A 17,412-nucleotide genomic window follows, 5' to 3' on the forward strand; every position below is an offset into this window, starting at 1 on the left:
AGTGCCACAGTTTCATCCACGGCGGGTCGGGACCGCCGGTGGGTAACTGATACGGGCGGCGAAGCGGCGGTTAAGGCTTCGGAAAGAATCCGGCGCGAAGCTTGGGGCCCCGCCCGGAGGAATGCCCATGTCGCCCTCGCCCGACGCCGCGATCTTCGCCGCGCTGGCCGCGGAGGCTCCGCCCGCGCCCAATGCGGCCGATCTCGCGCTCGAACTGACGGAGGAGGTGCGCGCGCTGACGCGGCTTCTGCGCGAGGCGACGGAGACGCTGCGCGCCCCGCCTGCGCCCGGCTCGGCCGCGCGGCTTGCGGGGCTGCTCGCCGCCGCGGAGGAGACGGCGCAGCGCCAGGGCGAGGCGACCCTCGCCCTGCTGCGCCAGTTGGGCGCGCGGCGCAGCGCGGCCTAGCGCCGCCCGTATCAGTTACCCACCGGCGGTCCCGACCCGCCGTGGATGAAACTGTGGCACTATGGTTTGGGTGGTGGCGAGGTCGGCATGCCGATGGTGCGCCAGAGCCCGCATGTCAGTTTCTGTCTAGCGCGGCCTAGCGCCGCCCGTATCAGTTACCCACCGGCGGTCCCGACCCGCCGTGGATGAAACTGTGGCACTATGGTTTGGGTGGTGGCGAGGTCGGCATGCCGATGGTGCGCCAGAGCCCGCATGTCAGTTTCTGTCTAGCGCGGCCTAGCGCCGCCCGTATCAGTTACCCACCGGCGGTCCCGACCCGCCGTGGATGAAACTGTGGCACTATGGTTTGGGTGGTGGCGAGGTCGGCATGCCGATGGTGCGCCAGAGCCCGCATGTCAGTTTCTGTCTAGTCCGCCTGGATGCGGTGCTCGCGCACCACCGCGCCCCATTTCGCGATCTCGCGCTCGAGGAAGTCGCGCAGATGCGCCGCATCGCCCAGCACCACGCGGGCCTGCTGCGCCTCGGTCACGGTGCGCATCACCCGCTCCTCGCGGAAGCTCTCGGTCAGCGCCGCGGCCATGCGCTGCACCACGGGCGCGGGCGTGCCGCGCGGGGCGAAGACGCCCCACCAGGCCTCCGCCTCGAGGCCCGGGAATCCGCTCTCCGCGGCGGTGGGCACATCGCGCAGCGCAGGCAGGCGCTCGGGGCCGAACTGGACGATGGGGCGCAGATTGCCCGCGGCGATCTGCGGCGCCACCAGCGCGGCGCTGCCGATCATCATCTCCACATGCCCCGCCACCGTGTCGTTCACCGCAAGGCCGCCGCCGCGATAGGGCAGATGCGCCATGCGCACGCCGGCGCGCGCGGCGAGCAGGATCATGGTCAGATGGCCGATGGTGCCGTTGCCCGTGCTCGCGTAGTTGATCGCATCGGGCCGCGCGCGCGCGGCGGCCAGCACATCGGCGAGGCTGCGGTAGGGCTTGTCCTGACGGGTCGCGATCACATAGGGCGCGCCGCCGATCAGCAGCACGGGGTCGAGGTCGTTCGTCAGGTTGAAGGGCAGGTTGGGCAGCAGCGCGGGCAGGGTGGCGTGGCTGTCGAAGGTCAGCAGCCAGGTCTGGCCGTCGTTGCGCGCCTGGGCCACCGCCTGGGTGCCGAGGCTGCCGGCCGCGCCGCTGCGGTTCTCCACCACCACGGGCACGCCCAGGCGCTGCGTCAGCCCCGGCGCGGCGAGGCGCGCCACCGCGTCCGTGCTGCCGCCGGCCGCGAAGGGCACGATGATGCGGATGGGCCCCGAGGGCCAGGACTGCGCCCTGCCGGGGCCCGCAAGGGCGAAAGGCGCGGCGAGGGCGGCGCCGAGCGCGGCGCGGCGGGTGGTGGTCACGCGTTTTCCTCCTGGCGGGGGGCGGGCCCCGCATGCTTCGCGCCGCATGTGATCACCGCCCGCGCGCGCCGGCAAGCGAGGGGCCGGCCGCGCCCCGAGGCGAGGGCGCGGCAGGCGAGCGCCTACCCCTCCTCGCCGCGCAGCCGAGGGTGCGGCACGCTGCGCGGCGCGCCGCCGCCGGGGCGGGTGATGGGGATGCTGCGCACCTTGGCCTCCGGCATCGGGCGCTGCAGGTCGATGTGCAGCAGCCCGTTGTCCAGGAAGGCGCCCTCCACCTCGATGCCCTCGGCCAGCACGAAGGCGCGCTGGAACTGGCGCGCGGCGATGCCGCGATGCAGGAAGACGCGCCCCTCGCCCTCCTCGCGCTGCCGGCCGCGGATGACGAGCTGGTTGTCCTCCTGCGTGATGGCCAGATCCTCCATGGCGAAGCCCGCCACCGCGAGGGTGATGCGCAGCCGGTTCGCCCCCGTCTGCTCGATGTTGTAGGGCGGATAGCCGTCGGCGTTCTTCTGCACGCGGTCGAGCATCTGCTCGAGATGGTCGAAGCCGAGGAAGAGCGGCGAGCCGAACACCGAGGAGCGGGACATGCGGGGCCTCCTGAGGGCAGCGAGCCGGGCGCGCCCCGAAGCAGCGCGCCCGGCGCAGAATTGGCCCGCATGCCGCACCGTTGCAAGGCTCGGCCCCGCGCCCTAACTCCGCGCCGCCATGAGCGACGCGCCCCTGCCCATCCTGATCGTCCCGGATCCGCGCCTGCGCCAGAAGGCCCGCCCCGTGGGCGAGGGGGACGGCGATGCGGTGCGCGAACTCGCCCCGCGCATGCTCGCCACCATGTACGCCGCGCCGGGCATCGGCCTCGCCGCACCGCAGGTGGGGGTGGGGCTGCGCCTCGTCGTGCTCGATGTGGGCCCGCGCGAGAAGCCCGAGCCCATGGTGCTGGTGAACCCCGAGATCGTAGCCGCGAGCACGGAGCGCGCGGTGCGCGAGGAGGGCTGCCTCTCCCTGCCCGGCCAGTTCGCGGATGTGGAGCGGCCCGCGCGCGTGCGCGTGCGCTGGCGCGAGCTCGACGGAACGCGGCGGGAGATGGAGGCGGAGGGGCTGCTCGGCGTCTGCCTGCAGCACGAGATCGACCACCTCGACGGCGTGCTTTTCGTGGACCACCTCTCGGCGCTCAAGCGCAACATGCTGCTGCGCAAGCTCGCCAAGGAGCAGCGCGCGAAGGCGCGGGCGGAGTGAGCGCGCGCGCCGGCTCGCCCCGCCTGCGCCTCGCCTTCATGGGCAGCCCCGGCTTCGCCGTGCCGGCGCTGCGCGCCCTGCACGCGGCGGGGCACGAGATCGCGGCCGTCTATTGCCAGCCGCCGCGCCCCGCCGGCCGCGGGCAGCGCGAGACCCCCTGCCCCGTCCACGCCGCCGCGCTGGAGCTCGGCCTTGCAGTGCGCACCCCCGCCCGGCTGCGCCGCGCGGCGGAGGAGCATGCCGCCTTCGCCGCGCTCGGCCTCGATGCGGCGGTGGTGGCGGCCTATGGGCTGATCCTGCCGCCCCCCATGCTGGAGGCCCCGCGGCGCGGCTGCCTCAACATCCATGCCTCGCTGCTGCCGCGCTGGCGCGGCGCGGCGCCCATCCAGGCCGCCATCCTGCACGGCGACGCCGAGAGCGGCGTCACCATCATGCGCATGGACGAGGGGCTCGACACCGGCCCCATGCTGCTGCGCGAGTCCATCGCCCTGCCGCCCCGCGCCACCACGCCCTGGCTGCATGACCGCCTGGCCGAGATGGGCGCGCGGCTGATCCTGCGCGCGCTCGAGGAGGATCCGCCCGCCATCCCGCAGCCGGAGGCCGGCGTGACCCATGCGCCCAAGCTGAGCAAGGCCGATGGCCGGCTCGACTGGTCGCGCCCGGCGGAGGAGCTCGATCGGCGCATCCGCGCGATGAATCCCTGGCCCGGAGCCTGGTTCGAGCAGGGCGGCGAGGCCTGGCGCGTCTGGGAGGCCGAGCCCCTGGCCGGAGAGGGCGGGCCGCCCGGCCTCGTTCTGCCCGGCGCGCCGCTCACCATCGGCTGCGGCGCGGGGGCGCTGCGCCTGATCCGGCTGCAGCGCCCGGGGCGCGCGGCGATGGAGGCCGAGGCCTTCCTGCGCGGCACGCCGCTGCCGCCCGGCACGCGGCTGGGCTGATGCCGGGCTATGCGCTGCTCGTCGAGTATCACGGCGCGGGCCTTGTGGGCTGGCAGCGCCAGCCCGACGGGCTCTCGGTGCAGGAGGCCATCGAGACCGCCGCCGCCCCGCTGAACGGCGGGGTCGCGCCGCTCGCCACCGCCGCGGGCCGGACGGATTCGGGCGTGCATGCGGAAGGCCAGGTGGTGCATCTCGAGATCGCGAAGCCCCTGCCCCTCGCGCGGCTGCGCGCCGCGCTCGACTTCCACACCCGCCCGCACCGCATCGCCATCCGCGCCGCCTGCCTCGCGCCCGAGGGATGGTCGCCGCGCTTCTCGGCGCGGATGCGCCACTACCGCTACCGCATCCTCAACCGCCCGGCGAAGCCCGCGCTGGAGGAGGGGCGGGTGTGGCACGTGCCACAGAAGCTGGACGCGGAGGCGATGCACCGCGCCGCCCAGCGCCTGCTGGGCCGGCATGACTTCTCGGCCTATCGCGCCGCCTCCTGCCAGGCCGAGCACGCGGTGCGCACGCTGAGCCTGCTCGAGGTGCGGCGCGCGGGCGAGGAGCTCCACATCCGCGCCAGCGCGCGCAGCTTCCTGCACCACCAGGTGCGCAACCTGGTGGGCACGCTGGTCGAGGTGGGGCTGGGCCGGCGCGGGGAGGAATGGCCGCGCGCCGTGCTGGAGGGGCGCGACCGCCGCGCCGCCGGGCAGACCGCGCCGCCCGAGGGCCTCACCTTCCTCGGCGTGGACTACGACCCGCCCCTGCCATGGGAGGCATGAGCCGCCCGCCCCACCGGCCCCCAACGCGGCGTGCCGCGTTGTGTGGTGGCGACCCGGCGGGCGCGATAGGTCCGGCGCAGCCGCCGGCCGTATCAGCTTCCCGCGATGCGCGCCGTGAAGCCCCCGATGAACAGGCCGAGCACCAGGTCGAGCAGCACGAACATCACCGCCGTCGGCCCCGCCACGGCCAGGGCCGCGCGCGCGACGAACCACTCGAGCCAGAGCGCATAGCCCAGCGCCACCAGCCCCAGCCCGTTGCCCAGCCAGTTCGGCAGGCCGAGCAGCGGCGGCAGCATCAGCGCCAGCAGCAGCAGATACTGCACGAGGTTGCACCAGTTCCAGGCCGCGATGAAATGCGGCCAATGCGCGCCGCGCTGCGCCTGCTCGGCCAGCAGCTTCGAGGCGAGCGCATACCCCGCCCAGGAGACGACATACCCCACCAGCTCCGCCGCGAGCGCGATGATCAGCCCGTTGCGCGGCTCGCCCTGCAGGGACCAGGAGAGCAGGCGCAGGCCCAGGAAGGCGGGAAGGCAGATCAGCGCGGCGCGGAAGGAGAAGCGCGCCGTCTCGATGTCGGGCGCGAGCAGCGCGAGCCCCTCCGGCCGGCCGCGCGCCAGCAGCAGCGCCGCGGCCAGGCCGTTGGGGATGCTCGGCGTCACCCGAGGCACTCCTCGAGGATCGCGCGATAGACGCCCGCGAGGGTGCGGAGGTTCTCCACCGAGGCGCGCTCGTCCACCTGGTGGCCGGTGGCGCCGACATCGCCGAACTCGGCCACCGGACAATAGGCGCGGATGAACCGCGCATCCGAGGTGCCGCCGCCCGCGTTCAGCTCCGGCTCCTCGCCGGTGGTGCGGCGGATGGCGCGGATCAGCGCCTCCACGAAGGGGCCGGGCTCGGTGAGGAAGGGGGCGGCGTTGCTCTCGATCTCGATGTCGTAGCGGCAGCCCGCGGCGCGCAGCGCGGCATGGAGGCGCTCGGTCAGGCTCTCGCGCGTGTGCAGGTCGTTGAAGCGGATGTTGAGCATGGCCCGCGCGGTGGCGGGGATCACGTTCGCCGCCCTGTTGCCGACGTCGAAGCCCGTCACCTGCAGAGTGGAGGGCGGGAAGAACTCCGTGCCCTGGTCGAGGGGCGCGGCGATGAGCGGGGCGAGGGCGGCCATCAGCCGGTGCACCGGGTTGTCGGCCTTCTGCGGCAGGGCGCTGTGGCCCTGCTTGCCGTGCACCGCGATGCGCGCGGTGAGCGAGCCGCGCCGGCCGATGCGGATCACATCGCCCACGCGCGCGAAGCTGCTCGGCTCACCCACCAGGGCCATGTCGGGCAGCAGGCCGCGCTCGGCGAGCCAGGGCATGACGCGCGCCACGCCGTCCACGCTGCGCGCCTCCTCATCGCCCGTGATCAGCAGGCTGATGCTGCCCGGATGGTCGGGGTGCGCGGCGAGATAATCCTTGAGCCCGGCGAGGAAGGCCGCCACGCCGCCCTTCATGTCGTTCGCACCGCGGCCGTAGAGCCAGCCCTCGCGCACCACGCCGGCGAAGGGGTCGTCGGTCCATTGCGAAGGGTCGCCGGGCGGGACCACATCGGTGTGGCCGCAATACATGAAATGGGGCGAGCCGCTGCCGCGCCGCGCCCAGAGATTGTCCACCCGCCACTCCTCCGGGCCGAAGACCAGGCGCTCGCAGGCGAAGCCGAGGGATTCGAGGAAGCGCTGCACCACATCGAGCGCGCCGTGATCCGCCGGCGTGACGGAGGGGCAGCGGATCAGCGCCTGCGCGAGCGGGATCGGGTCGGTCGGCGCGAGGGGATCAGTCACGCAGCAGCTCGTTGATCGCGGTCTTGGCGCGGGTCTGCGCGTCCACGCGCTTGACGATCACGGCGCAGTAGAGCGAGGGGCCGGGCGAGCCGTCGGGCAGCGGCTTGCCGGGCAGGGAGCCGGGCACCACCACCGAATAGGCCGGCACGCGGCCCATGAAGACCTCGCCCGTCGCGCGGTCCACGATCTTCGTGGTGGCGCTGAGGAAGACGCCCATGGAGAGCACGCTGCCCTTCTCGACGATCACGCCCTCCACCACCTCGCTGCGCGCGCCGATGAAGCAGTCGTCCTCGATGATGACGGGGTTGGCCTGCAGGGGCTCCAGCACGCCGCCGATCCCCACGCCGCCCGAGAGATGCACGTTGCGCCCGATCTGCGCGCAGGAGCCGACGGTGGCCCAGGTGTCCACCATCGTCCCCTCGCCCACATAGGCGCCGAGATTCACGAAGGAGGGCATGAGCACCACGTTCGGCGCGATGTAGGCCGAGCGGCGGGCGATGGCGCCCGGCACGGCGCGGAAGCCCGCGGCCTTGAAGCGCGCCGCGTCCCAGCCCGCCCATTTCAGCGGCACCTTGTCGTAGGCGCCGGCGGCGGTGGCCATGGGCGCGCTGTCCTCCAGCCGGAAGGAGAGCAGCACCGCCTGCTTCAGCCACTGGTTCACCACCCAGCCCTGCGGCGTGGGTTCGGCGACGCGCGCCGCGCCGCGGTCGAGCAGGTCGAGGGCGGCCTCGATGGCCTCGCGGTCCGCGCCCTTCGTCGCGGGGGAGAGGCTGTCGCGCCGCGCCCAGAGGGCTTCGATGGTGGCTTGCAGGGACATCAGACAAGCGGCTCCTGAATCGCGCCGCGTGATTCGCAGCGGGGCGAGGGCGAGTCAATCAGCCCTGCTCGAGCTCCGAATCCCAGTAGAGGTAGTCGCGCCAGCTCTCGTGCAGGTGGTTGGGCGGGAAGGCGCGGCCATTCTCCTGCAGCTCCCAGCTCGTGGGCTGGCGGGGCTCCTGGCGGGGCAGCATGTTGCACTCGCGCGGCAGGCGGCTGCCCTTGCGCAGATTGCAGGGCCCGCAGGCGGCCACGACATTCTGCCAGGAGGTGCGCCCCCCGCGCGAGCGCGGGATCACATGGTCGAAGGTGAGCTCCTGCGCGGGCTTCGCCTCGCCGCAGTACTGGCACTCGAAACGGTCGCGCAGGAAGACGTTGAAGCGCGTGAAGGCGGGGCGGCGCGCGGCGGGGATGTAGTCGCGCAGCGCGATGACCGAGGGCAGCCGCAGCGAGAAGGAGGGCGAGCGCACCTCCGTCTCGTATTCGCTCAGCACCGAAACGCGCTCCAGCACCACGGCCTTCACCGCATCCTGCCAGGACCACACCGAGAGCGGGAAATAGGAGAGCGGACGGAAATCCGCGTTCAGCACCAGGGCGGGGAAGCCGCCGGGGCCGGAGACCTGGGGGATGAGACTGCCGTCGGGCAAGCGAAGCTCCTCCACGTCTGGCGCGGCAGGAACCCCGGATGCCGGGAGCGGCGCGCTCCCGAGTCGGTTCGCCGCCACAACTGCATGGCCTGCATGACAGGCTTGCCGCAGCGCCGCAAGCCGTCGCGTGGTCGCCGGAGGCGGATTCACGGGCACGTCACGAAACCCTTGCGCGCCCGGCATGACGGCGCGACCAAGGGGCGATGGCCGCGCACACCACCCGCTTCGCGCCCTCGCCCACGGGGCTGCTGCACCTCGGCCACGCGCATGCCGCGCTTTTCGCGGCGCGGCACGGGGCGCGGCTGCTGCTGCGCATCGAGGACATCGACGCCACGCGCTGCCGCCCCGAATTCGCCGAGGCCATCCTCGAGGATCTCGCCTGGCTCGGCCTCGGCTGGGAGGCGCCGGTGCGCGTGCAGTCCCGCCACATTGGCGAGTACGCCGCGGTGCTGCAGGCTCTCGCCGCGCGCGGGCTGCTCTATCCGTGCTTCTGCACGCGCGCCGACATCGCCGCCGCCATCGCCGCCCAGCACGGGCCCGCGGCCGTCTATCCCGGCACCTGCCGCGGCCTCGATCCGGGGCGCGCCGCCCGGCGCGTGGCGGCGGGCGAGCCCCATGCGCTGCGCCTTGACGTGGCGCGCGCGCTGGCCGAGACGGGCCCCCTCGCCTTCACCGACCTCATCCACGGCCCGCGCCGCTGCGACCCGCTCGCCCAGGGCGATGTGGTGCTGGCCCGCAAGGATGTGCCGGCGAGCTACCATCTCTGCGCGACGCATGACGACGCGCTGCAGGGCGTCACGCTCGTCACGCGCGGGGAGGATCTGCTGCCCGCCACCGACATCCAGCGCCTGCTGCAGGCGCTGATGGGCTGGCCCGAGCCGCTCTATGCCCATCACGCCCTGATCCGGGGCCCGGAGGGCGAGCGGCTCGCCAAGCGGGCCGGGGCGCCCGCGCTGCGCGCCCTTCGCGAGGCGGGGCTGAGCCCCGCGCAGGTGCGCGCCATGGCCGGCTTCCCCGATGCCGCGTAGCCTCGCGCCGTGACGCCCCGCACCGCCGGCCTGCTGCTGCTGATGCTCACCACGCTGGGCTGGGGCTCCAACTGGCCCCTGCTCAAGCTGCTGCTGGCCGAGATGCCGCCGCTCGCCGCGCGCTCCTACGCCGCCTTCCTGGGCGCGGCGGCGCTCGGGCTGCTGGCGCTGGCGCGCGGCGAGAGCCTCGCCATCCCGCGCGCGCTGTGGGGGCGGACGATGCTGTTCGCCGCGCTCAACGTCACGGCCTGGATGGGGCTGACGACGGTGGCGCTGCTCTGGCTCTCGGCGGCGGAGGGGGCGATCATCGCCTACACCATGCCGGTCTGGGCGGCGCTGCTGGCCTGGGCGCTGCTGGGCGAGCGGCTGGGGGCCGCGCGCATCGCCGCGCTCGGCTTCGGCGGGCTCGGCGTGGCGCTGCTCGTGCTCGGCCAGCCCCTGGCGCTCGGTCCCGGGAAATGGCTGGGGGCGGCGATGGTGCTGGGCGCGGCGGTGGCCTTCGCGCTGGGCGCGGTCCTGGCCAAGCGCCGGCCGCTCGCCCTGCCGCCCAACGCCTCGGTGGCCTGGCAGCTCTTCCTCGGCTGCGCGCCGCTCGCGCTGCTCTCGCTGCTGCTGGAGGCGCCGCGCTGGGGCGCGCTCTCGGCCACGGCCTGGTTCTGCTTCGTCTGGATGGCGCTGGTCCCGCTCGCCATGGCCTATGTCTGCTGGTTCGCCGCGCTGCGCCGCCTGCCCGCGGGCACGGCGGCGCTGGGCACGCTGTTCGTGCCGGTGATCGGCACGGCGGGCGCGGCGCTGCTGCTGGGCGAGGCTCTGGGCTGGCGGCAGGCCGCGGCGCTGGGCTGCATCCTGGCGGGGGTGGCGCTCGCCGTGCGCGCGGGCGAGGCGCGCGCGCCATGAGCCCGCGCGCGGCGGGGGTGGCGCTGCTGCTCTTCACCTCCTTCGGCTGGGGCTCCACCTGGCCGGTGCTGAAGCTCGTCTTCGCCGAAATCCCGCCCTTCTCGGCCCGGGCGCTCACGGCCTATCTCGCCTGCCTGCTGCTGCTGGCGGCCGCCCGGCTGCGCGGCGAGGCGCTGTGGCCGCCGCGCGCCGTCTGGCCGCGGCTGCCGCTTGCGGCCTTTCTCAACGTCACCTGCTGGATGGCGCCGACGACGCTCGCGCTGCTGTATCTCACGGCCGCCGAGATCGCCATCGTCGCGGCCATCATGCCCGTCTGGGCCACGCTGCTCGGCGCGCTGCTGCTGCGCGAGGCGCTCACGCCCGCGCGGCTGCTCGCGCTGCTGCTCGGGCTCGGCGGGGTGCTGGCGCTCTTCGCCGGCGAGGCGCGCGCCCCCGGGGCGGGCCAGCTTCCGGGCGTGCTGCTGATGCTCTGCGCCACCTTCCTCTTCGCGCTGGGCGCGGTGCTGATGAAGCGCGCGCCGCTCGCCCTGCCGCCGGTCGCCGCCATCTTCTGGCAGATGAGCCTCGGCTGCCTGCCGCTGCCGCTGGCCGCCCTCGCGCTCGAGGCGCCGGCGTGGCAGGAGGTGACGCGCACGGGATGGCTCGCCGTGCTCTGGATGGTCATGGTGCCGATTTCCTCCTGCTACCTCGCCTGGTTCGCCGCGCTGCGGCGCCTGCCCGCCTCCGCCGCGGCGCTCGGAACCCTGCTTTCGCCCGTCATCGGCGTGGCCGCCGCCGCGCTGATGCTGGGCGAGCCGGTGGGCGGGCGCGAGCTCGCCGCGCTGGCGATGACGGGCGCGGCCATCCTCATCGCCGCGCGCGCCGGCGGGGGCCGGGCATGAGCGCGCCCCCGCTGATCCGCCTGCTGCCGGGGCGCGACCGCCGGGTGAAGGCGGGCCACCCCTGGGCCTTCTCGAACGAGGTGGCGATGACGCCCGCCGCCCGCGCCCTGCCGCCGGGCAGCACCGTGCGGCTCGAGGGCGATGACGGCGTGCGCCACGGGCTGTGGCACTTCAACCCGCACAGCCTGATCGCGCTGCGCCTTCTGGACCGCGACGCCGAGGCGCGCATCGACGCCGCCTGGTTCGCGCGCCGCATCGAGGCGGCGATGGCGCTGCGCGCGCGGCTCGGCCTCGGCGCGCATCACCGCCTCGTCCATGCCGAGGCGGACGGGCTGCCGGGCCTGATCCTCGACCGCTACGGCGACGCCATCGCGCTGCAGGCCAACACCGCGGGCATGGAGGCCGCCACGCCGCTGATCCTCGAGGCGCTGCGGGGGCTGCTCGCGCCCCGGGCCGTCGCGGCGCGCAACGACGCGGCGGTGCGCGCGCTCGAGGGCCTCGACCAGCACGCGCGGCTGCTGCACGGCGCCGAGGCGCGCGCAAGGGTGGAGGAGGGCGGCCTCGCCTTCGAGGTGGACCTGCTCGGCGGGCAGAAGACGGGCTGGTTCCACGACCAGCGCGAGAACCGCCGGCGCGTCGCCGCCCTCGCCGCGGGCGAGACGATGCTCGACGCCTTCTGCCACACCGGCGGCTTCGGCCTGGTGGCGGCCCGGGCGGGCGCCCGCCAGGTCACGCTGCTCGACCGTTCGGAGCACGCCCTCGCCCTCGCCAGGGAGAGCGCGCGCGCGAACGGCCTCGCCGGGCGGGTGGAGGCGCTGCGCGGCGAGGCGATGGAGGCGCTGGAGCGCATGGCGGCCGAGGGCCGCCGCTTCGGCGTGGTGGTGGCCGACCCGCCCGCCTTCGCCAAGGCGCGCAAGGACATCCCGGCCGCGCTGCGGGCCTATCAGCGCCTCGCGCGGCTGGCCGCGCAGGTCACCGCGCCGGGGGGCGTGCTCTTCCTCGCCTCCTGCTCGCACCATGTGGGGCCGGGCGAGTTCCTGGACGCGGCGGCGCAGGGGCTCTGGCGCGCGCGGCGCGAGGCGCGGCTGCTCTGGAGCGGCGGGGCGGGGCCGGACCATCCCGTGCACCCGCTGCTGCCGGAGAGCGCCTATCTCAAGGCGATGCTCTTTGCGCTGGACTGAGCCGTGACGCGCCACGCCGCCTATCGCGCGAGCCTCTACCGCGCGGGCGCGGTGGCGGTGCGGGTGGGGCGGCGCAGCGCCTCGGCCGATCGCTGGCTGCTGCGGCATGGCGCGGCCCAGGGAGTCTTCCTCACCGCCTGGAACCCGCTCTCGCGCCCCATGCCGGGGCGCTGGAACGCGCGCGCCATGGCGGCGCTGCGCCGCGCCCTCGGCCCCGCAGCGCATGAGACAGGCGAGGGCGCGCTGGGCCGCTGGCGCGAGGCGATGCTGCTGGCCGCCCTCTCCCGCACCGCCGCGCGGCGCCTCGCCCGGCGCTTCCGCCAGGCGGCCGTGGTGCTCGTCCCGCGCGGCCGGCCCGCGCGGCTGCTCTACATCGCCGGGCCGCGGGCCAGCCCCGCGCCCCATGCCCCTGCGTAGAGTTCCCATGCGTAGTTTTCCGAGGTTGCGGCGCGCCGGGCCCGGGCGGAGATTCAGGCCCGGACATTGGCTGCATCGGGATCGGTTTCATGAGCGAACACGCCCCCCACCGCTTCGTGGACGACTACCTGCTCTACCTGCTGGCGCGGGCCTCCCACACGATCTCGGCCGAGTTCCACGCCTCGCTGCGCCGCGCCGGCCTCACCGTGCCGGTCTGGCGGGTGCTGGCCAGCCTCTCGGGCGCCGAGCCGCAGACCGTGACCGGCCTCGCCGACGCCTGCCTGCTGCAGCAGCCCACCATGACCAAGCTGCTCGACCGGATGGTGCGCGACGGGCTGGTGCGCCGCCTGCCCGACCCCAGGGACCGCCGGGTGGTCCGCATCGAGCTCACCCCCAAGGGGCAGGAGCTGGTGAAGGAGCCGCTGGAGGCCGCCAAGCGGCACGAGGCGCAGGTGATCCAGCGCTTCCCTCAGCTCGACGCCGAGGCCTTCAAGGCCCTGCTGCGCGAGATGATCGTCCGCCCCGCCCGCCCGCGCCGGGCGCTGGCGGCCTGAGGCGTGCCCGATCCGGGGCGGCTCGGCGGCTGGGTGCTGATCGCCGCCACCGTCGCGGCTGTGGTGCAGATCCTGGTCCTCGTCTTCCGCTGAGGGCGGGGCCGGCGCCGCGAGCATTCCGGACCGTCCCGATCTGCGCTATCGCCCGGGCGTGAGCGCGACCCGGCCCGACTTCCTCGACCATGACCGCCCGCCGGTGCCCGATCTCGTGGTGCCGCGCGGCGTCAACCCCTTCCACCTGCGGCGCAAGCCGGTGCGCGGGCGGCTGGTGCGGCTCGGCCCGCTGGCCGAGGCGCTGCTCACCCGCCACGACCATCCCGAGCCGGTGACGCGGCTGCAGGGCGAGGCGCTGGCGCTGACCGCGGGCCTCGCCTCGGCGCTGAAATACCAGGGCAGCTTCTCGCTGCAGGCCAAGGGCGATGGCCCCGTGCCCATGCTGCTGGCCGACTGCACCCACACCGGGGCGCTGCGCGGCTATGCCCGGGTGGAGGCGGAGAAGCTCGCCCGCTACGGCCGCAACCCCTCGCCGCGGGCGCTGCTCGGCAAGGGCTACCTAGCCTTCACCTGCGACCAGGGGCCGCAGATGGACCGCTACCAGGGCATCGTCGCCATCGAGGGGGCGGATCTGGCGGAGATGACGGGCAGCTATTTCGCCGCCTCCGAGCAGCTGCGCGCCTTCGTCCGCCTCGCCTGCGCGCGCGGGCCGGAGGGCTGGCGCGCCGCCGCCTTCCTGATGGAGCGCGTGGCCGGCGAGGGCGGCGTGGGCCCCGAGCTGGACGAGGCGGCGCAGGAGGAGGCCTGGACCACCGCCCTCGCGCTGGCCCACACCCTGACGGCCGAGGAGATGCTGGACGACGCGCTGCCGCCCGAGCGGCTGCTGCACCGCCTGTTCCACGAGGAGGGGCTGGCGCTGGATCAGCCCCGCGCGCTCGCCTATGGCTGCCGCTGCTCGCGCTCGCGCCTCGCGGGCGTGCTGGAGGGTTTCCCGCCGGAGGATCTCGACCACATGGCCGAGGACGGGACGATCACCATGACCTGCGAGTTCTGCAACCACGATTTCCGCTTCGCCCGCGAGGGGCTGCGCGGCGCGCCCGGGGGGGCGGCATGAGCGCGACGGCCCCGCCCGCGCGCCGTCTGGCGCGAGACGATGCCTCCGCGCACCTTCTGGCGCGACGCACCCTCCTGCTCGCCCCGGCCGTGCTGGCCGCCTGCGCGAGCCCCCCGCCCCGGCTGGAGGGGCCGCCCATCGGCTACCGCCACCTCACCCCCATCGCGCTCGATGTGGCGCAGGTGGAGATCGACGAGCGCACGCCCAACGCCGGCCCCGGCGATGTGGGGCGCGAACTTTCGCCCAGCGCGGCCGAAGCCGTGCGCATCATGGGGCGCGACCGCCTCTCCGCCTTCGGGCGCGAGAACCGCGCGCGCTTCCTCGTGGTGCGCGCCCAGATCCTGCGCGCGCGCAACCCGCGCGGCGGCGGCTATTTCGCGGCCGACCCGGGCGAGCGGCTGGACTGCACCCTGACCGCACGGCTCGAAATCCTGGGCGAGAACGACCGCCGCCTCGGCTTCGCCGAGGCCACCGCCTCGCGCAGCCGCAACGCCGAGAGCACCGCCGAGGGCCGGCGCATCGCCGCCGAATCCCTGCTGCGGCTGACCATGTTCGACCTCAACACCGAGTTCGAGTTCCAGGTGCGGCGCGCGCTGCGCCCCTATCTGGCCCCCTCGGCCGGCGCCGCCCCCCCGCCCGCCGGCGTCCAGCGCGAGGAGCTGCCCCGCACATGAGCCTGACCTTCACGAACCCCGAGGGCGTGCGCGCCCCCGCCTCGCGCTATTCCCATGCCTGCCTGGTCGAGGGGCCGGGGCGGCGCCTCGTGATCTCGGGCCAGGTGGGCCTCGCCCCGGACGGCAGCCTGCCGGCGACCGCGGAGGGGCAGATCCGCCAGTCGCTGGCCAACCTCCGCACCATCCTCGCCGCGCACGGGATGGGCGTGCGCGACCTCGTGAAGATCACCGTGTTCCTGACCGACACGGCGCTGGTGAAGCCCTGGCGCGCGCTGCGCGACGAGGCGCTGGAGGGGCATGCGCCCACCTCCACCCTCCTCATCGTCGCGGGGCTCGCCGATCCGCGCTTTCTCGTGGAGGTCGAGGCGGAGGCGTTCCGGGCGGGCTAGACAGAAACTGACACGCGGGCTCTGGCGCACCATCGGCATGCCGACCTCTCCACCAGCCAAACCATAGTGCCACAGTTTCATCCACGGCGGGTCGGGACCGCCGGTGGGTAACTGATACGGTCGGCATGACATGCCGACCGTATCGCGCGCAGGGTTGGCGTGGCGGCTGCGCGCCAAAACAAAGGCATACCAGCGGCCGCTCCGCCTCCTGAGGAATCCAAATCAGCGGCCGCTGGTATAACAGGGCCGCGCCCATTGATCGGCGCGCGCGGGGCGGGCGAAGCTTCCCTCCCCGGAAGGACACCGCCCATGCGCATCGCCCGCCCCCGCCTCGCCCGCCGCGCCCTGCTCGCCGCGCCGCTGCTGCTTCCAGCCGCCGCCCGCGCCCAGGCCTGGCAGCCCAGCCGCCCATTGCGCCTCATCGTGCCCTTCGCCCCCGGCGGCAGCACCGATGTGGGCGGGCGCATCCTGGCCGAGCGGATGAGCGAGACCATCGGGCAGAGCGTGGTGGTGGAAAACCGCACCGGCGCGGGCGGGGCGGTGGGCATCGAGGCCGCCGCCCGCAGCGCGCCCGACGGGCACACGCTGCTGGTCGCCACCAATGGCGCCTTCACCCTCGCCCCGCATCTGGGGCTCATGCGCGCGGTGGATGTCCGGCGCGAGCTGGTGATGGCCTCCAAGCTCTTCACCACCGACGTGATCCTGGTGGTGAACCCCGCCCTGCCCGTGGGCAGCATCGCCGAGTTCCTGGCCTACGCCCGCGCGCGGCCGGGGCAGCTCAGCTTCGGCACCTCCGGCGTGGGCACGGGCACGCACATCTTCACGGAGCTCTTCATGGCCGAGGCGGGCATCCGCATGGTGCATGTGCCCTATCGCGGCTCGGGCCAGGCCATGGCGGACATCGTGAGCGGCACCATCCAGGTGATGCTGGACCAGCCCGCCTCCGCCCTGCCGCAGGTGCGCCAGGGGCGGCTGCGGGCGCTGGCCACCTCGGGGCCGCGGCGCATCGCCGTGCTGCCCGATCTGCCCACCTTCGCCGAGGCCGGGCTGCCCGGGGCCACCGCCCAGTCCTGGGGCGGGATCGCCCTGCCCGCGGGCAGCCCGCCGGCCGCGGTCGCGCGCATCTCCGAGGCGGTGCGCGAGGCCGTCTCGCACCGCCCCACCGCCGAGCGCATGGCCGCGGCGGGGCTCGATGCCGTGGCCAGCACGCCGGCCGAGATGGAGGCCTTCGTCGCCGCCGAGTTCGAGCGCTGGGGCCGCGTCATCCGCGAGCGGAACATCCGCGTCGAGGGCTGAGCCGGTGGAGGAGTGGCCCCGCCCCCTGCTGGGCAGCGAGAGCCCGCGCTTCTCCGGCCCCGCGAGCTTCTTCCGCCTGCCGCTGCGCCGCGCGGGCCTCGACATCGCGCTGTTCGGCGTGCCCTTCGACGGGGCGACGACGCTTCGCCCCGGCGCGCGGCTCGGCCCGCGCGCGCTGCGCGAGGCCTCGACGCTGATCCGCCCGCGCCACGGGCGCAGCGGCCTCGCGCCCTTCGATCTCTGCCGCGTGGCGGATGCAGGGGATGCGCCGGTGCGCCCCTTCGACATCCCGGCCACCCTCGCGAGCGTGGAGGGCTTCGTGGCAGAGCTCTGCGCCGGCGGCGCCGCGCCGCTGATGGCCGGCGGCGACCATCTGATGAGCCTGCCCGTGCTGCGCGGCCTGGCGCGGGCCGGCGCCGCGCCGCCCCCGCCCTGGGGGATGGTGCATCTCGACGCCCATTCCGACACGGCCGAGAGCTTCCTGGGCGCGCGCTTCACCCATGGCACGCCCTTCCGCCGCGCGGTGGAGGAGGGGCTGCTCGACCCCGCCCGGGTGGTGCAGATCGGCCTGCGCGGCGGGGCCTATGGCCCCGATGACCTGGGCTGGGCGCGCGCGGCCGGGATCACGCTGCTCGACATGCCCGCGGTCGAGGCGCTGGGCGCGGCCGGGCTGGCGGCGCGGGCGCGCGAGGTGGTCGGCGCCGCGCCCTGCTGGGTGAGCTTCGACCTCGACGCGCTGGACCCGGCCTTCGCCCCCGGCACGGGCACGCCCGAATGGGGCGGGCTGACGCCGCGCGAGGTGCTGGGCGTGCTGGACGGGCTGCGCGGCGCGCGGGTGATCGGCGGCGATGTGGTCGAGCTCTCGCCGCCGCATGACCCGGCCGGGGTCAGCGCCCTGGCCGGGGCCACGGTGCTGTTCGAGCTGCTCTGCCTGATCGCGGCGGCGCGGGCGGGGTGATACGGGCGGCATCATACCGGCGGCCGCTGGGATG

General features: G+C 74.9%; 21 protein-coding genes. 15 read left to right on the forward strand and 6 right to left on the reverse strand.

Annotated features, from left to right (window positions below; all coding sequences use genetic code 11):
- The first annotated feature begins 127 nt into the window (after window positions 1-127).
- Window positions 128-406, forward strand: a complete 279-nt coding sequence (locus H596_RS0111920; RefSeq protein ID WP_027285086.1) for a hypothetical protein — start codon at window positions 128-130, stop codon at window positions 404-406.
- A gap of 406 nt (window positions 407-812) precedes the next feature.
- On the opposite strand, the gene H596_RS0111925 is transcribed toward H596_RS0111920, so the two are convergent.
- The gene (locus tag H596_RS0111925) at window positions 813-1,790 is read right to left on the reverse strand and encodes a Bug family tripartite tricarboxylate transporter substrate binding protein (protein ID WP_027285087.1); all 978 of its coding nucleotides are present in this window, start codon (window positions 1,788-1,790) and stop codon (window positions 813-815) included.
- A gap of 122 nt (window positions 1,791-1,912) precedes the next feature.
- Window positions 1,913-2,377 carry an Hsp20 family protein gene (locus tag H596_RS0111930; RefSeq protein WP_027285088.1) on the reverse strand — a complete coding sequence of 155 codons (465 nt, stop codon included), beginning with the start codon at window positions 2,375-2,377 and terminating at the stop codon, window positions 1,913-1,915.
- Between the two features lie 118 nt (window positions 2,378-2,495).
- Between H596_RS0111930 and def the strand changes: the two genes are divergently transcribed.
- Genes def through truA form a run of 3 tightly spaced genes read left to right on the forward strand, consistent with a single transcriptional unit; the run spans window position 2,496 to window position 4,722 of the window.
- The gene (gene def / locus H596_RS0111935; protein WP_027285089.1) at window positions 2,496-3,023 is read left to right on the forward strand and encodes a peptide deformylase; all 528 of its coding nucleotides are present in this window, start codon (window positions 2,496-2,498) and stop codon (window positions 3,021-3,023) included.
- A gap of 23 nt (window positions 3,024-3,046) precedes the next feature.
- The gene (fmt, locus tag H596_RS0111940) at window positions 3,047-3,958 is read left to right on the forward strand and encodes a methionyl-tRNA formyltransferase (RefSeq protein WP_027285090.1); all 912 of its coding nucleotides are present in this window, start codon (window positions 3,047-3,049) and stop codon (window positions 3,956-3,958) included.
- Window positions 3,958-4,722: a tRNA pseudouridine(38-40) synthase TruA gene (truA, locus tag H596_RS0111945; protein WP_027285091.1), complete on the forward strand. Its 765-nt coding sequence runs from the start codon at window positions 3,958-3,960 to the stop codon at window positions 4,720-4,722. The genes fmt and truA overlap by 1 nt, the downstream gene beginning before the upstream one ends.
- 92 nt (window positions 4,723-4,814) lie before the next feature.
- On the opposite strand, the gene H596_RS0111950 is transcribed toward truA, so the two are convergent.
- Genes H596_RS0111950 through H596_RS0111965 form a run of 4 tightly spaced genes read right to left on the reverse strand, consistent with a single transcriptional unit; the run spans window position 4,815 to window position 7,995 of the window.
- A complete protein-coding gene (locus H596_RS0111950) occupies window positions 4,815-5,381 on the reverse strand; it encodes a hypothetical protein (RefSeq protein ID WP_027285092.1) in 567 nt (188 codons plus the stop codon).
- The gene (dapE, locus tag H596_RS0111955; protein WP_027285093.1) at window positions 5,378-6,532 is read right to left on the reverse strand and encodes a succinyl-diaminopimelate desuccinylase; all 1,155 of its coding nucleotides are present in this window, start codon (window positions 6,530-6,532) and stop codon (window positions 5,378-5,380) included. Before dapE ends, H596_RS0111950 begins: the two co-directional genes overlap by 4 nt.
- On the reverse strand, window positions 6,525-7,349 hold the full coding sequence (gene dapD / locus H596_RS0111960; protein WP_027285094.1) for a 2,3,4,5-tetrahydropyridine-2,6-dicarboxylate N-succinyltransferase: 825 nt from the start codon (window positions 7,347-7,349) through the stop codon (window positions 6,525-6,527). Before dapD ends, dapE begins: the two co-directional genes overlap by 8 nt.
- A gap of 58 nt (window positions 7,350-7,407) precedes the next feature.
- Complete coding sequence (locus H596_RS0111965) at window positions 7,408-7,995, reverse strand: HNH endonuclease (protein WP_027285095.1); 588 nt, start codon at window positions 7,993-7,995, stop codon at window positions 7,408-7,410.
- 203 nt (window positions 7,996-8,198) lie between these two features.
- Between H596_RS0111965 and gluQRS the strand changes: the two genes are divergently transcribed.
- The 11 genes from gluQRS to H596_RS0112025 all read left to right on the forward strand — a co-directional run bounded on the left by gluQRS (window position 8,199) and on the right by H596_RS0112025 (window position 17,378).
- A complete protein-coding gene (gene gluQRS, locus H596_RS0111970) occupies window positions 8,199-9,023 on the forward strand; it encodes a tRNA glutamyl-Q(34) synthetase GluQRS (protein WP_027285096.1) in 825 nt (274 codons plus the stop codon).
- A gap of 9 nt (window positions 9,024-9,032) precedes the next feature.
- A complete protein-coding gene (locus tag H596_RS21285) occupies window positions 9,033-9,920 on the forward strand; it encodes a DMT family transporter (protein WP_245584004.1) in 888 nt (295 codons plus the stop codon).
- Complete coding sequence (locus H596_RS0111980; RefSeq protein ID WP_027285097.1) at window positions 9,917-10,801, forward strand: DMT family transporter; 885 nt, start codon at window positions 9,917-9,919, stop codon at window positions 10,799-10,801. The genes H596_RS21285 and H596_RS0111980 overlap by 4 nt, the downstream gene beginning before the upstream one ends.
- Window positions 10,798-11,982, forward strand: coding sequence for a class I SAM-dependent rRNA methyltransferase (locus H596_RS0111985; protein WP_027285098.1), 1,185 nt, complete (start codon window positions 10,798-10,800; stop codon window positions 11,980-11,982). The genes H596_RS0111980 and H596_RS0111985 overlap by 4 nt, the downstream gene beginning before the upstream one ends.
- Before the next feature lie 3 nt (window positions 11,983-11,985).
- Window positions 11,986-12,399, forward strand: a complete 414-nt coding sequence (locus H596_RS21290; RefSeq protein ID WP_051212885.1) for a DUF3293 domain-containing protein — start codon at window positions 11,986-11,988, stop codon at window positions 12,397-12,399.
- A gap of 89 nt (window positions 12,400-12,488) precedes the next feature.
- Window positions 12,489-12,953 carry a MarR family winged helix-turn-helix transcriptional regulator gene (locus tag H596_RS0111995; protein WP_027285099.1) on the forward strand — a complete coding sequence of 155 codons (465 nt, stop codon included), beginning with the start codon at window positions 12,489-12,491 and terminating at the stop codon, window positions 12,951-12,953.
- A 151-nt stretch (window positions 12,954-13,104) separates the two neighbouring features.
- Entirely contained in the window at window positions 13,105-14,061 is a 957-nt protein-coding gene (gene hslO / locus H596_RS0112005; RefSeq protein ID WP_051212887.1) for an Hsp33 family molecular chaperone HslO, read from the forward strand.
- On the forward strand, window positions 14,058-14,735 hold the full coding sequence (locus H596_RS0112010) for a hypothetical protein (protein WP_027285101.1): 678 nt from the start codon (window positions 14,058-14,060) through the stop codon (window positions 14,733-14,735). Before hslO ends, H596_RS0112010 begins: the two co-directional genes overlap by 4 nt.
- Window positions 14,732-15,124, forward strand: a complete 393-nt coding sequence (locus tag H596_RS0112015) for a RidA family protein (protein WP_027285102.1) — start codon at window positions 14,732-14,734, stop codon at window positions 15,122-15,124. Before H596_RS0112010 ends, H596_RS0112015 begins: the two co-directional genes overlap by 4 nt.
- 309 nt (window positions 15,125-15,433) lie before the next feature.
- Window positions 15,434-16,420 carry a Bug family tripartite tricarboxylate transporter substrate binding protein gene (locus H596_RS0112020; RefSeq protein WP_037301155.1) on the forward strand — a complete coding sequence of 329 codons (987 nt, stop codon included), beginning with the start codon at window positions 15,434-15,436 and terminating at the stop codon, window positions 16,418-16,420.
- A gap of 4 nt (window positions 16,421-16,424) precedes the next feature.
- On the forward strand, window positions 16,425-17,378 hold the full coding sequence (locus tag H596_RS0112025) for an agmatinase (RefSeq protein ID WP_037301157.1): 954 nt from the start codon (window positions 16,425-16,427) through the stop codon (window positions 17,376-17,378).
- Window positions 17,379-17,412: the final 34 nt, after the last annotated feature.

The sequence above is a fragment of the Rubritepida flocculans DSM 14296 genome, assembly GCF_000425365.1.
Lineage (GTDB): Bacteria > Pseudomonadota > Alphaproteobacteria > Acetobacterales > Acetobacteraceae > Roseococcus > Roseococcus flocculans.

Excerpts from the sequence above, each read along its gene's own strand:
- H596_RS0112010 (WP_027285101.1), top strand. The coding sequence starts at position 14,058 with ATGAGCGCGACGGCCCCGCCCGCGCGCCGTCTGGCGCGAGACGATGCC.
- H596_RS0111920 (WP_027285086.1), top strand. The coding sequence starts at position 128 with ATGTCGCCCTCGCCCGACGCCGCGATCTTCGCCGCGCTGGCCGCGGAG.
- H596_RS0111930 (WP_027285088.1), bottom strand. The coding sequence starts at position 2,377 with ATGTCCCGCTCCTCGGTGTTCGGCTCGCCGCTCTTCCTCGGCTTCGAC.
- def (WP_027285089.1), top strand. The coding sequence starts at position 2,496 with ATGAGCGACGCGCCCCTGCCCATCCTGATCGTCCCGGATCCGCGCCTG.
- gluQRS (WP_027285096.1), top strand. The coding sequence starts at position 8,199 with ATGGCCGCGCACACCACCCGCTTCGCGCCCTCGCCCACGGGGCTGCTG.
- H596_RS0111985 (WP_027285098.1), top strand. The coding sequence starts at position 10,798 with ATGAGCGCGCCCCCGCTGATCCGCCTGCTGCCGGGGCGCGACCGCCGG.
- H596_RS0111995 (WP_027285099.1), top strand. The coding sequence starts at position 12,489 with ATGAGCGAACACGCCCCCCACCGCTTCGTGGACGACTACCTGCTCTAC.
- H596_RS0111980 (WP_027285097.1), top strand. The coding sequence starts at position 9,917 with ATGAGCCCGCGCGCGGCGGGGGTGGCGCTGCTGCTCTTCACCTCCTTC.
- H596_RS0112015 (WP_027285102.1), top strand. The coding sequence starts at position 14,732 with ATGAGCCTGACCTTCACGAACCCCGAGGGCGTGCGCGCCCCCGCCTCG.
- H596_RS0112020 (WP_037301155.1), top strand. The coding sequence starts at position 15,434 with ATGCGCATCGCCCGCCCCCGCCTCGCCCGCCGCGCCCTGCTCGCCGCG.
- dapD (WP_027285094.1), bottom strand. The coding sequence starts at position 7,349 with ATGTCCCTGCAAGCCACCATCGAAGCCCTCTGGGCGCGGCGCGACAGC.
- truA (WP_027285091.1), top strand. The coding sequence starts at position 3,958 with ATGCCGGGCTATGCGCTGCTCGTCGAGTATCACGGCGCGGGCCTTGTG.